11 protein-coding genes and 1 pseudogene are annotated in these 13,446 nt (G+C 36.8%); 8 read left to right on the top strand and 4 right to left on the bottom strand.

The genetic code is table 11. The annotated features are described in order from the left end of the window. Window positions 1-370 precede the first annotated feature (370 nt). Window positions 371-859 carry a SprT family zinc-dependent metalloprotease gene (locus tag GQR59_RS15345; RefSeq protein WP_160064130.1) on the bottom strand — a complete coding sequence of 163 codons (489 nt, stop codon included), beginning with the start codon at window positions 857-859 and terminating at the stop codon, window positions 371-373. A 35-nt stretch (window positions 860-894) separates the two neighbouring features. Then, window positions 895-2,043 carry a methionine adenosyltransferase gene (gene metK / locus GQR59_RS15340; RefSeq protein ID WP_160064128.1) on the bottom strand — a complete coding sequence of 383 codons (1,149 nt, stop codon included), beginning with the start codon at window positions 2,041-2,043 and terminating at the stop codon, window positions 895-897. 276 nt (window positions 2,044-2,319) lie between these two features. Between metK and GQR59_RS15335 the strand changes: the two genes are divergently transcribed. Together GQR59_RS15335 and GQR59_RS15330 are read left to right on the top strand one after the other, a co-directional pair. Further along, complete coding sequence (locus tag GQR59_RS15335) at window positions 2,320-3,621, top strand: peptidoglycan DD-metalloendopeptidase family protein (RefSeq protein ID WP_160065228.1); 1,302 nt, start codon at window positions 2,320-2,322, stop codon at window positions 3,619-3,621. 77 nt (window positions 3,622-3,698) lie between these two features. Then, window positions 3,699-4,040: a DUF3802 family protein gene (locus GQR59_RS15330; protein WP_160064126.1), complete on the top strand. Its 342-nt coding sequence runs from the start codon at window positions 3,699-3,701 to the stop codon at window positions 4,038-4,040. Window positions 4,041-4,187: 147 nt separating this feature from the next. Here GQR59_RS15330 and rsd read toward each other — a convergent pair whose 3' ends face one another. Beyond that, the gene (gene rsd, locus GQR59_RS15325) at window positions 4,188-4,661 is read right to left on the bottom strand and encodes a sigma D regulator (RefSeq protein WP_160064124.1); all 474 of its coding nucleotides are present in this window, start codon (window positions 4,659-4,661) and stop codon (window positions 4,188-4,190) included. Window positions 4,662-4,949: 288 nt separating this feature from the next. Here rsd and nudC point away from each other — a divergent pair, with 288 nt between their 5' ends. Together nudC and hemE are read left to right on the top strand one after the other, a co-directional pair. After that, window positions 4,950-5,756, top strand: coding sequence for an NAD(+) diphosphatase (nudC, locus tag GQR59_RS15320; RefSeq protein ID WP_160064122.1), 807 nt, complete (start codon window positions 4,950-4,952; stop codon window positions 5,754-5,756). A gap of 131 nt (window positions 5,757-5,887) precedes the next feature. Further along, window positions 5,888-6,952, top strand: a complete 1,065-nt coding sequence (hemE, locus tag GQR59_RS15315) for a uroporphyrinogen decarboxylase (protein WP_160064120.1) — start codon at window positions 5,888-5,890, stop codon at window positions 6,950-6,952. Between the two features lie 144 nt (window positions 6,953-7,096). On the opposite strand, the gene GQR59_RS15310 is transcribed toward hemE, so the two are convergent. After that, complete coding sequence (locus GQR59_RS15310; RefSeq protein WP_160064118.1) at window positions 7,097-7,546, bottom strand: RrF2 family transcriptional regulator; 450 nt, start codon at window positions 7,544-7,546, stop codon at window positions 7,097-7,099. 261 nt (window positions 7,547-7,807) lie between these two features. Between GQR59_RS15310 and GQR59_RS15305 the strand changes: the two genes are divergently transcribed. The 4 genes and pseudogenes from GQR59_RS15305 to purH all read left to right on the top strand — a co-directional run bounded on the left by GQR59_RS15305 (window position 7,808) and on the right by purH (window position 13,226). Next, entirely contained in the window at window positions 7,808-10,069 is a 2,262-nt protein-coding gene (locus GQR59_RS15305; RefSeq protein ID WP_160064116.1) for a nitric-oxide reductase large subunit, read from the top strand. Window positions 10,070-10,390: 321 nt separating this feature from the next. Then, a pseudogene (locus GQR59_RS18745) lies at window positions 10,391-10,786 on the top strand (IS4 family transposase); the annotation flags it as partial. A gap of 174 nt (window positions 10,787-10,960) precedes the next feature. Continuing rightward, window positions 10,961-11,455 (top strand): GNAT family N-acetyltransferase, encoded by a 495-nt coding sequence (locus GQR59_RS15300; protein ID WP_160064114.1) that lies wholly within the window; start codon window positions 10,961-10,963, stop codon window positions 11,453-11,455. A 178-nt stretch (window positions 11,456-11,633) separates the two neighbouring features. Next, window positions 11,634-13,226, top strand: coding sequence for a bifunctional phosphoribosylaminoimidazolecarboxamide formyltransferase/IMP cyclohydrolase (purH, locus tag GQR59_RS15295; RefSeq protein ID WP_160064112.1), 1,593 nt, complete (start codon window positions 11,634-11,636; stop codon window positions 13,224-13,226). Window positions 13,227-13,446: the final 220 nt, after the last annotated feature.

The raw sequence follows: 13,446 nt of genomic DNA, 5'->3' as shown, positions 1-13,446 counted from the left end.
GATGAGACTGACTTTCATCGCACAGTGAAAGCTTGGTCATTAAGGTAGGCTTTTGATGATGAAAAAGCGTATCTACACCGCAGGTTAAAAGCCACCTGTTGGTGAGTAGTAAAAAGTAAAAAAGTAAAATGGTAAATTAATATTGCAGCTATAAAGGCGGGGGGTTGGAGTAGTTGCAATATTAATCCCATATTCATGTTTAACATCGCTAACTATCTTCTATATTTCCTATAACTTAACTTCTTTCTATATTTATTTTCGTTACAGCTTACTTTGAATACTACTAACTTCTATCCGGTTACTTTACCTCGTTTGACTTTTACCTTTTTAAGCTCGTCTTCTAAGGCAGCAACTAAAGTTTTAATACATTTCATTCGTTAGAAGGGGTAAGAGGGGATTTGCATTTCCTGCACAGGTAGCTTGTACCTTTTTTAATATTATTGTGTCGACGTATGGTCAATTGATGTTCTGAGCATAAGCAACGATAGGGAAATAATTGTCCTTGTACATCGCTAATATCTAACTGATGGGTAGTATTCGCAGGTAATTTAAATACTTGAGTCATAATATTTTGCCATTCTTTACCGTGAGGTCGGACTCTTCCAAATAGCTGATACGTGATTAGATGGGCAATTTCATGTGCCACTACGTGCTCTATAAAAATAGTTTTATTTTGCAGGTACAAGATAGGGTTAAATTTGATCAGGTTTTTTTGTAGATGAGCGGAGCCAGCACTACGACCTCGTTGGTTAAATAAATAACTAGGACGGGGAAAAGCGCGATCAAAAAAGCACTCGGCTAAAATGAAACAATCTTCACCTTTCACTGCGAGTGCTTTTTTATCTTCAAACGTAAGCATAATTAAACATTAAATCGTTTTTATAAAACGGTTAATTAAAATGCTGCTGCTTTTAGCGCTTCAACTTTGTCTAGCGCTTCCCAAGGGAAATGCTCACGACCAAAGTGACCGTATGCAGCCGTTTCTTTATAGATAGGTTTGATCAAATCTAACATTTCAATTAAGCCGTAAGGACGTAAGTCAAAATGTTCGCTTACTAAGCTAACGATTAAACCTTTTGCTACTTTTTCAGTACCGAATGTTTCAACACTGATTGATGTAGGCTCTGCAACACCAATTGCGTAAGATACTTGAATCTCACAACGATCTGCTAAACCAGCAGCAACAATATTTTTTGCTACGTAACGAGCTGCATAAGCGGCACTACGGTCAACTTTTGATGGATCTTTACCTGAGAATGCACCACCACCGTGACGTGCTGTACCACCGTAAGTATCTACGATAATTTTACGGCCTGTTAAACCACAGTCACCTACTGGACCACCGATCACGAAACGACCTGTTGGATTAATGTGGAATTTAGTACGTTCAGTTAACCATTCAGCAGGTAAAACTGGCTTAATGATTTCTTCCATTACTGCTTCAACTAAATCTGATTGCTTAATATCTTCACGGTGTTGTGTTGAAAGTACAACAGCATCGATACCAACAATTTTACCTTGGTCATAAGCAAATGTTACTTGGCTTTTTGCATCAGGGCGTAACCAATCTAGTTGACCACTTTTACGTACTTCAGCTTGTTTTTTAACAAGACGGTGAGCGTAAGTAATAGGAGCAGGCATGAATACTTCTGTTTCATTGGTTGCATAACCAAACATTAAACCTTGGTCACCAGCACCTTGCTCACGAGGATCAGAACGGTCTACACCTTGATTAATATCAGGAGATTGTTTACCTACTACATTCAAAACGGCACAAGAATCTGCATCAAAACCCATTTCTGAGCTTGTGTAACCAATTTCACGTACGGTATCACGTGTGATTTGTTCAATATCAACCCATGCATCAGTAGTGATTTCACCACCAACCATAACCATTCCGGTTTTTACGTAGGTTTCACAAGCAACACGTGCTTTAGTATCTTGTTTTAAAATGGCATCAAGTACGGCATCAGAAATTTGATCGGCAATTTTATCTGGATGACCTTCAGAAACAGATTCTGAGGTAAATAAGTCACGTGACATGTGAACTCCTATTCGGGCTATTTAATTAAATTATTTTAGATGTTTTTACATCTAGACGTCCATCTTACATTTTTTTGTGACGGATAACACCCTATTCTTTTTAAATAAGATAGAACTGATTACCTACATTGATGGTCGAAGTTGCTTAAAATTACTGTTTTATTTTCTTAAAGATACTTTGTCTATGGGTTATACTCGCACTCATTTTAATTTTGCGGTTATGTTTTCCCTGTCTAATCGAGATCCTTTATGCCTTTATTGTTTCAATGTAAAAACATGTTTAGAAAAGCACTTTTTTTTATTAATAATCTTCCTCGCCTACATTTTTGGGCCATTATTGCGCTGTTCTTTTTCTTATTGTTTGTGAGCTTGATACCGCCTAGCGATCATAGTAATAAAAACATTAAGAGGGAGCTAACCTTACCAATTAGCGATTCATTGAAAGGTGGGTATGCTATCGCAGAACCTCAGAATGTAATTCGAGATAATAGCGATAAATTATTTCCTGATTTCTCTGGTAATCGTGAAGTTGAAATAACCATTTCCTCTGGCGATACGTTAAGTGAGATCTTTTCTAATGAAAGTATTTCAGCAGCCGTTTTACAAGAGTTATTAGAAGCGGATACTGAATATTTACGTCTTGCTAATTTAATACCCGGTCAAGTCGTACAATTATTGGTTAGTCCCGATAATCAATTACTCGCATTAAAAATCATTATTGACCGTGCTAATACCTTAAGTTTTGTTTTGAAGGATGGTGTCTACACTTCCAACCTAGAAATAAAGGAAGGCGAATGGCGTAATAGCTATTATCAGGGTAGTGTAACTGGTAGCTTTTATGTCAGTGCTAAAAAAAGTGGTCTATCGGCTAGCCAAATTCAACAAATATCAAGTGCATTATCAGAGCAGTTCGATTTTAATCGTCAGTTACGTGTTGGTGATACTTTCCACGTGTTAGTTGCAAAGCAATATATTGAAGGCGCTTATAGTTTTGATAGTGAAGTATTAGCTATTATTATTAAAACTCGTTCACGCAATTACACGGCATTTTTAAATGAAGATGGTCGTTATTATGATAAAAAGGGCAGGGGTTTAAGTAAAGCTTACCGCCGTTACCCAGTGAATGGTAAACCTCGTATTAGTTCTCGTTTTAATCCTAAGCGACTACACCCTATAACAAAACGTGTTAGTCCACATAATGGAACTGACTTTGCTGTGCCTGTAGGTACAAATGTATATGCTACTGGTGATGGGGTTGTACTTCGTGCTGGTTATCACCCTGCAGCAGGTAACTATATTGTGATTAAACATGGCCGTAAATATACGACTCGTTTCTTGCATTTAAGTAAAATATTAGTGCATAAAGGGCAGCGTGTTGCGATAGACCAATTAATTGCTAAGTCCGGTAATACAGGACGCTCGACAGGTGCGCATCTGCACTATGAGTTCCATGTCTATAATAAACCGGTTAATGCGATGACAGTTGATCTACCATTGTCACAAGAAGTGCCTAAAAAAGAGTTAAAAGCATTTAATGCTCGTAGAGATCTTTCTTTACGTGAAATGGGTGAACTTTAACGAATACATGACAATGCTTAATGATGAATATTAAGCATTGTTTATTAATGGTTTATAACAGATAGAGCTTAGTAGTTATGTTATTAAAAAGTGAAGCATACGAATCTTGTATAGGTTATTTTGCTGATAATTTAAATATCTTCGAAGGGGCTGCAAGCTCTGGGAATGGGCAAGTTATTGCCGATATCGTATTAGATGAAGTAGCGAATTTATTGATGACATTTTGTCAGCAACAACCTCAGTTGAGTAATGAAACGCGCTTAGTAGTCGTTGCTGAAGGCGATAGAATTGTTGATGATATGGAACAAATACTAGGTAAATGCTGGGAAAATTGTGCTTCAGAGGAACAAGCGCTTTTTATTAAAGAATATTTTTTATTAGTTAAAAATAGCTTAGATTCTCAAGTACCACACTTGTAAGAAGAACACTTGTTTTTTGTGGTATAAGCCTTTAGCTTATTACTTGAATTCAAATACTAAAAAACAATCTGCATAGATTGTTTTTTAGTTTCAATTCATTACTTTTTAAATCTCAGCTTCATCATGAAAACAAAATTATTCGATTTACTATGCAAGAGTATGGTTTAGGTGTACGACTTCCAATAATTGATCTTCTCGTTCGAATCGACTTTCCATTATTTGACCCAGCTCAGATAAATCTCTATCAAAGTTTAATAGCGTTTTATCAGATGCATTTTCTGCATAAGTATCATTAAAATTTAAAGCTGTATCAGTTGTTGTGGTGATTCTAGAGTATAGCTCTTGTGCTATTTTTAAATTCTCTTCGCCACTTAATTTAGATTTTTCAATGATTTGTTCATAAACTTCAAAGTGGCCTGTTGAAGCATAATCTAATAAACCTTGGCAGAATTCAGTGATTAAGGCTTGATTTGGTAAGCCTTGTTTTTCTTTTTGATATGGCGGTAGCCCTGCTAGTTTACAGTATAAAATAACCAATTTTTGGCGCTCATCTAGCCAGTTATCTAAAACAGCAAGTGTGCCACCCCATTCTTCTTTTGCTTGCTTTATTTTTTTAAGCATAAAAACCTCTTTTAAATGAACTAGCTATAAAATTAACTAGGTAAAAATTAAGTCAAATAGCGGCATCCGTCAATATAAATTTAGTTTATATAGGTAACCACATCATTACTGTGAGCTTATACCCAATGTAATAGCTTGAAATACACATATTTTACATTAATCGTTGTTATGACTTTTAATTTGTAAGATTAATGTGTTGTTACCTTGATAAGATAAAAATAACGCTTGTTCAATAGCGGCTTGATATTGCACTATATTATTTATCACTCCCGAAAATGAGTATTCAGAATGTCAGAGTTAAAAACCGCGTTACACGACAGCGCATGGTGGTTTGTTTTATCAGAAGGAAAATTAGTTGCCTTAGATAAAGGAGAGCTGATCCCTTTTGGGTGTATTGAAGAATTACCTTTTCCTGATCACGTTACAGATAATAAGCGTTTATTAGGAACCTATAATAGTTACTCGTGTTATTTAGTAGAAGTCGATAATCATTTAGATATGGGGTTAGGCGAATATGTTAGCTTACGTTCATTATTAGGAAAAGTTCAGGATTTGTTATTTGAGATGGCAGGGCGTGCATTTCAAGTTGCTTTATTTTATAAAACCCATCGTTTTTGCGGCCAATGTGGCAATCCAATGCAAGAGATTGATTGGGAAGTTGCGATGAAATGTTATCACTGTCAACATCGTGCTTATCCGCGAGTGTCTCCTTGTATTATTGTGGCGATTCGTAAGCAAAAAAAGATCCTTTTGGCTTTACATAACCGCCATCAAAAAGACAATTACCCTGTTTACACAACCTTAGCTGGATTTACTGAAGCAGGTGAAACCTTAGAAGCTTGTGTAGCGCGTGAAGTTTTTGAAGAGGTCGGCCTTAAGGTTAAAAATATTCAATATGTTACCAGTCAACCTTGGCCATTTCCTCATTCGTTAATGATGGGATTTACCGCTGATTACGCATCAGGCGAAATAAAAATTCAGCCCGAAGAGTTAATTGAAGCAAATTGGTACGATATCGATGATTTACCTCTAGTACCAAAACATGGGACAATCGCGCGAAAATTAATTGAAAAAACAGTAAAGCGATGCCGTTAAATTTAATTTTAGGTATCGAAGCGATAGGTAATACCAAATTTATTTATGCGAAGAGATAAGGTATATTCTATCAATAGATGGAAATGATTACTCGATAGGCTATCAATAGCTAAAACAGGATAAGGTTACAAATGACAGAATTAAAAAATGATCGTTATATTCGCGCTTTGCTAAACAAAGAAGTAGATAAAACTCCCGTGTGGATGATGCGTCAAGCAGGTCGTTATTTACCAGAATATAAAGCAACACGTGCTCAAGCAGGTGATTTCATGTCTTTATGTCGTAATGCTGATTTAGCTTGTGAAGTGACTTTACAACCTTTACGTCGTTTTGATTTAGATGCAGCGATTCTATTTTCTGATATTTTAACAATCCCCGATGCAATGGGCTTAGGTTTATATTTCTCTGAAGGTGAAGGCCCTCGATTTGAGCGTCCTATTAGCTGTAAGAAAGATGTTGATAATCTAATCATGCCAGATCCTGAAGGTGAACTTCAGTATGTAATGAATGCGGTTCGTACCATTCGTCGTGATTTAAAAGGCGAAGTGCCATTAATTGGTTTTTCTGGTAGCCCGTGGACGTTAGCGACTTATATGGTTGAAGGAAGCGGTTCAAAATTCTTCACTAAAATTAAAAAAATGGCATTTGCAGAACCACAAACATTGCATCTTTTATTAGACAAATTAGCCGATTCTGTGATTGATTACTTGAATGCGCAAATTGCCGCAGGTGCTCAGTCTGTAATGGTATTTGATACTTGGGGTGGGATTTTATCGCCACGCGATTATAAAGACTTCTCATTGCAATATATGCATAAAATAGTGGATGGTTTAACGCGTAACTATGATGGTCAAAAAATTCCGGTTACTTTATTTACAAAAAATGGTGGCCAATGGATCGAACAGATCGCCGATACTGGTTGTGATGCAATTGGCTTAGATTGGACAATTGATATTAAAGAAGCGAAAGCACGTGTTGGGTCGCGTGTTGCACTTCAAGGTAACATGGATCCATCAATGCTATATGCATCACCTGAACGTATTCGCCAAGAAGTGGCGACTATCTTAGAAGGTTTTGGAACAGGTAATGGCCATGTGTTTAATTTAGGTCATGGTATTCATTTAGATGTGCCACCTGAAAATGCGAAAGTGTTTGTTGATGCAGTGCATGAGTTAAGTGCGCCTTATCACAAATAAAAACTGTTAATATTTTATTCACTAAAAAAACATACTTCGGTATGTTTTTTTGTTTCTAATCACTGCTTATTCATCATATGGTTATGCACGGCATCCTAATATTGATTGTCGGTTAAGGTATTCTTTTCTTTTGAAAATAGCCGTTTATTCTATTGGAATCATAAGTACCTGCCTGAGTGCTGCTTTATTCTCTCCTTTGATTAAATCAGCTAACGTGTATTGATCTAAACAATCAAAGAAAGATTCCATTGCTTGTGCAAACATTCTTTTTAACTGGCAACTTGACGTGATCACACATTGGTTATCTTTTCCAAAGCATTCAACCAATGTTGAACCTTGTTCTATAGAGCGTACCAACTGGCCTATATTTATATTTTCAGGCGCGGTATTAAGCTTTATTCCTCCATTTTTCCCCCGGGTTGCATTGATATGATTGTTGGCACTAAGTTCCTGCACTACTTTCATCAAATGATTTTTTGATATTTGATATCGCTCAGCGACTTCTTTAATAGTAATAATGTGGGAAGTTTCTTTTGCAGCCGCAAGGTAAATTAATACTCGTAATGAGTAATCGGTAAAACGAGAAATGTTCATATAAAGCACCTATGTGATGATATTTAATAATGGCATTATTTTGTCTTTACCGCCTTAATATCTTAAAGAATTATTTTAAATACATCGATTTAAAAGATACATATAGTTTACATCTTTAATTTTGTATGTAAAATCGCCTCAAATAAGATTCATTTAAAATGCATCTTTAATTTGTAAGTTAAATAAAGGGTTTTTATTTTAGAGGTTTTTGAGTTTAAGGTTGTTAATTAAAGGCTAAATACTCATCAAAAGGAGCATGTTATGGGAGAGTATAAAAAATTGTGGTGGACCCTCTTAGGGGTGCTTGCCATTACCTTTTCATTATTAGGTTACTACGGAACAGAAATTTATCGTACCGCACCACCGATACCAGCATCATTTGTTTCTGAACGTGGTGATATTTTTACAACGGAAGAAAAAATATTAGACGGTCAAACGGCTTGGCAATCAGTCGGTGGGATGCAGCTAGGATCAATATGGGGCCATGGTGCTTATCAAGCGCCCGATTGGACAGCGGATTGGTTACATCGAGAACTTGTTAATTGGTTGGATTTAGCTGCAATGGATGAGTTTGCTAAACCTTTTGATCGATTAACCGGAGAGCAGCAAAACACATTACAATATAAACTTAAAAATGATTACAGAACAAATACCTATGATCATGATAAAAATACAGTCACGTTATCAGTAAGGCGTCTGCAAGCGATTGAGCAAACGGGTGAATATTATAATGCGCTCTTTGGCGGTGCACCTGAATTACAAAAAACGCGTGAAAATTATGCCATGAAAGAGGTGACATTACCAAGTGCAGAGAGAAGGGAGCGTTTAACTGAATTCTTTTTTTGGACCGCTTGGGCTGCCTCAACTGAACGTAGTGACGGTAATGCAACTTATACAAATAATTGGCCGCATGAACCATTAATCGATAATAAACCCACTACTGAAAATATTTTATGGTCTGTTGTGAGTATTGTATTGTTGGTTGCCGGTATTGGTGCTTTAGTATGGGCTTGGGCATTTTTACGAAAAGAAGATGAAAGTGAACCTGTTGCGCCACTCAATGATCCTATCTTATCTTTCGCGTTAACAGCTTCGCAAAAAGCATTAGGCAAATATTTATTTCTGGTTGTGGCTTTATTTACTTTTCAAATTTTTATGGGGGCACTCACCGCGCATTATACCGTTGAAGGTCAAGGCTTTTACGGTATTCAAACTTCAGAATGGTTTCCTTATAGTTTAGTGCGTACTTGGCATATTCAATCTGCTTTATTTTGGATCGCTAGTGGCTTTTTAGCGGCAGGATTATTTTTAGCACCAATCATCAATGGAGGTAAAGATCCTAGATTCCAAAAACTTGGTGTTGATGTGCTTTTTTGGGCACTGGTTCTAGTTGTTGCTGGCTCATTTATAGGCAATTACTTAGCGATTGCGCAAATAATGCCAGCACATTTAAATTTTTGGTTAGGCCATCAAGGTTATGAATATGTTGATTTAGGACGATTATGGCAAATTGGTAAATTTATTGGGCTGGTATTGTGGTTAACGTTGATGATGCGTTGTATTACGCCGACGTTGAAACAGAAAGGTGATAAAAACTTATTAGTTTTATTTATGTTCTCATGTATCGCGATTGGTTTATTTTATGGGGCAGGTTTCTTCTACGGTGAAAGAACACATCTCTCTGTGATGGAATATTGGCGTTGGTGGATTGTACATCTATGGGTTGAAGGTTTCTTTGAAGTTTTTGCTACTACTGCGTTGGCATTTATTTTCTTTAATATGGGATTAGTTTCTCAACGTATGGCGACAGTGGCTTCATTAGCATCTGCCTCATTATTTATGTTAGGGGGGATTCCGGGTACTTTCCATCATTTGTATTTTTCTGGTACAACCACACCTGTTATGGCAGTTGGTGCAACCTTTAGTGCACTCGAAGTTGTGCCACTAATTGTGCTTGGATACGAAGCTTGGGAGCACTATAAGTTGCAAAATCGTGCGCCTTGGATGGACAGTGTGAAATGGCCTATTATGTACTTTGTTGCTGTTGCTTTTTGGAATATGTTAGGTGCTGGCGTATTAGGGTTTATGATTAATCCGCCAATTTCTTTATATTACATTCAAGGTCTTAATACGACGGCAACCCATGCACATGCTGCATTATTTGGTGTGTACGGTTTCTTAGCGCTCGGCTTTACCTTATTGGTATTAAGATACATTCGCCCTCATTTGAAATTTAATGAGCGTTTAATGAAGGTTTCTTTTTGGTGGATGAATATAGGCTTAGCATTGATGTTATTTACTAGTTTACTACCCATTGGCATTATTCAATTTATTGCGAGTGCATCAGAGGGGCTTTGGTATGCGCGTAGTGAAGCCGTTATGCAAAGTGATACATTAGTTACATTGCGTTGGGCACGTACCATCGGTGACATCGTGTTTATGATTGGTGCATTAGCGGTCACTTGGCAAGTGACTAAAGGTGTCTTTTTTTCGCCAGAAAAAATAGTGAAATCGAAATGTTAACTTAAGCCTCTTTGATTGGTGTTGCGACGTTTGTATTGCTTAAAAGTCATGATACCAATTAACGTTATAATGAATAAAAATGACGCTTGTTAGCGTAATGCCGATCAGTTCATGAAAGTTAGTTTATTGTTAGCTGAATAAGATAAAAATCCTATGACTCAAAAGGTCATGGGATTTTTTATGGGGTTTTCAGAAGCACTCGCTCGCACTTAGATTAATTGTTTTACCGAATTTTCTTCTTTGTCAGACATCTTAGAGCCATACATTATTGAATCTTGCCTAAGCGTATAAGCTTATGATCGATATACTTATCGTTAGGGAATTGAATCAGGTTATCGCGAAGTGAAAGCGCATATGCTTGAAAGCCGTTTTACATTACGTACCAATCTACCTGAATTAATTGCTCAAGAGTGATGGGGTGTTTTACTTGCTTATCATTTAATTCGTTACAAAATGATACTGATGGCGAAATTATTTAAAGGTGTTTTTGCTAATCAATTGAGCTTCAGAGATGCGTCTTCCCGTATTATTCATACTCTGACCATGATGCCGATATATACACCAAGAAATGTCCCAAAGATAGTGATTGATATAGAAAGAAATGCCGCCTAGTTTAAGCAGGAGGGAAAGCGAGAACGAAGTTATCCTAGGTGTTTAAAAGCCTCTAAGAATCGATATCCAGTTGCTAAAAGCAAATATGCCGTTCATCTTAAGTGAACGGCATTATGCTTCGGCATGTTTTTTTGTTTCTGACGCTAACGTTACTTTTTTGTATCTTGTTGTTACTTCACTGTTTTAAATATTTAATGGATTTGTACATAAAATGAACGATATACTGATGCCTATTCACCACTTGTAAGTGACAATGTCAGCACTATAAATGGAGGTAAGATGACGATTTTTGTAAAGCATCATCAACTTAGTATTCGACCTTTTGTTGAATCAGATAAAAGTGACTTTATCGATATTTTACAACACCGAGCTTGTATGAAATATAGCATTACTGGTGTGTTATCAAAACAACAGGCCGATGACTGCTTCAATATGTTCATGAGTAATAAAAAACATAAAATGTATGCCATTGAAGATCTAAACAATGGAACAGTCATTGGTTGTACTGGCTTACAGGATTGTTTTATTGATGAAACAGTAGAGCCTTCATTTATTCTTCGTCTTTTACCTGATTTCCATTACCATCAAGATCTACTCCCTGTATTACAACCGTTTATAAAACAATTAATTGTTTTATACCAATTGCCTTATCTACAAGCTGTCGTGGCGAAAAACAATCAATTTAGCACTCAATTAATGGCTGATTTGAACTTTGAAAAAATTAAAGCAATTACTTGTCGAGGCATTGACAGTTATTTACATAAAACTCATTAAACACGTAGTTATCGATTATTTTGCATAAATAGTTCAATTTTTTGTGTTTTTATTCAACAAAACGAATAAAAGTCATTTCAATTCGGGTAGAATGCCGCCCAAGTTTAACTTTATAAAAAAACTCCAGTCATTTGAGTTTTTCACCCATGAAAACATTAACCGAGGAATGTGGAAGATAATGGAAAATAACCGAACAATTAAACGCGCACTGATCAGTGTTTCTGATAAAACTGGTATTGTAGAATTTGCACGTGAATTAGCGGATAAAGGCGTTGAGCTTTTATCAACAGGCGGTACTTGTAAATTATTAGCTGAAAATAATATCAAAGTAACAGAAGTATCTGATTACACTGGATTCCCTGAAATGATGGATGGACGTGTAAAAACATTACATCCTAAAATTCATGGCGGTATTCTTGCACGTCGTGGTATCGATGAAGCAATTATGTCTGCAAACGATATCCAAGCGATTGATATGGTTGTTGTTAACTTATATCCATTTGCTGCAACAGTAGCTAACCCAGATTGTACATTAGAAGATGCGATTGAAAATATCGATATCGGCGGTCCTACAATGGTTCGTGCTGCGGCAAAAAACCATAAAGACGTAGCCATTGTTGTAAATGCATCTGACTATTCACGTATTTTGTCTGAAATGACAGAAAACGACGGTAGCTTAGTTTATAAAACGCGTTTTGATTTAGCGATTGCTGCTTATGAGCATACAGCTCAATATGATGGCATGATTGCTAACTACTTCGGTACGATGGTACCAAGTTACGGTGAAAACAAAGAAGGTGACGAAGAATCAAAATTCCCACGTACTTTCAATGCGCAATTCCAAAAGAAACAAGACATGCGTTACGGTGAAAACTCTCATCAAGCAGCTGCTTTTTATGTTGAAAACAACGTTCAAGAAGCCTCTGTATCAACAGCAACGCAGTTACAAGGTAAAGCATTATCTTACAACAACATTGCTGATACTGATTCTGCATTAGAATGTGTTAAAGAATTTTCAGAGCCAGCTTGTGTGATTGTTAAACATGCAAACCCATGTGGTGTTGCCGTTGCTGGAAACATTCTTGATGCATACGAAGGTGCTTACAAAACAGACCCAACGTCTGCATTTGGCGGTATTATCGCATTCAACCGTGAATTAGACGCTGCAACAGCTGAAGCAATTACATCACGTCAATTTGTTGAAGTGATTATCGCACCATCAGTAAGTGATGAAGCCGTTGCTATTATTGCTGCTAAAAAGAACCTACGCTTATTAGTGTGTGGCGAATGGGCTGACCAAACAACTGAGTTTGATATCAAACGTGTTAACGGTGGTTTATTAGTACAAGATCGTGACCAAGGTATGGTTGATATAGCAGACCTTAAAGTTGTTTCTAAACGTCAACCAACAGAGTCAGAAATGACGGATTTATTATTTAGCTGGAAAGTGGCTAAATTTGTTAAATCAAATGCGATTGTTTACGTTAAAAACAGTGCAACAGTTGGTGTTGGCGCAGGTCAAATGAGCCGTGTTTACAGTGCTAAAATTGCAGGTATTAAAGCTGCAGATGAAAATCTAGTCGTTGAAGGTTCTGTTATGGCATCTGATGCGTTCTTCCCATTCCGTGATGGTATCGATGCAGCAGCAGAAGCTGGCATTAGTTGTGTTATCCAACCAGGTGGTTCAATGCGCGATGATGAAGTTATCGCAGCAGCAGATGAGCACAACATGGCAATGGTATTTACAGGGATGCGCCACTTCCGCCATTAATCTTTATATCTTAGTCTGTAGATTCGATCTCTGCGTCAAAGGTGCTCACTTGCAGTTGCAAGCTCCGTGCCTTTTCCTTGACCTCGAACCAACAGACGTTGATATAACAAATTAATGAGTTAACTGTTCTTATGTTTTAAAGTCCTTTAAAACATAATTAACTTTTAGTCTTTTGAATAATTGCAGTGAGTCAGAACTAAGCTATTTAGTGTTAGTTTAA

This window comes from Psychromonas sp. L1A2, assembly GCF_009828855.1.
Lineage (GTDB): Bacteria > Pseudomonadota > Gammaproteobacteria > Enterobacterales > Psychromonadaceae > Psychromonas.
Note: the sequence above shows the minus strand (reverse complement) of the source record. Positions and strands in the feature narration are given on the sequence as shown.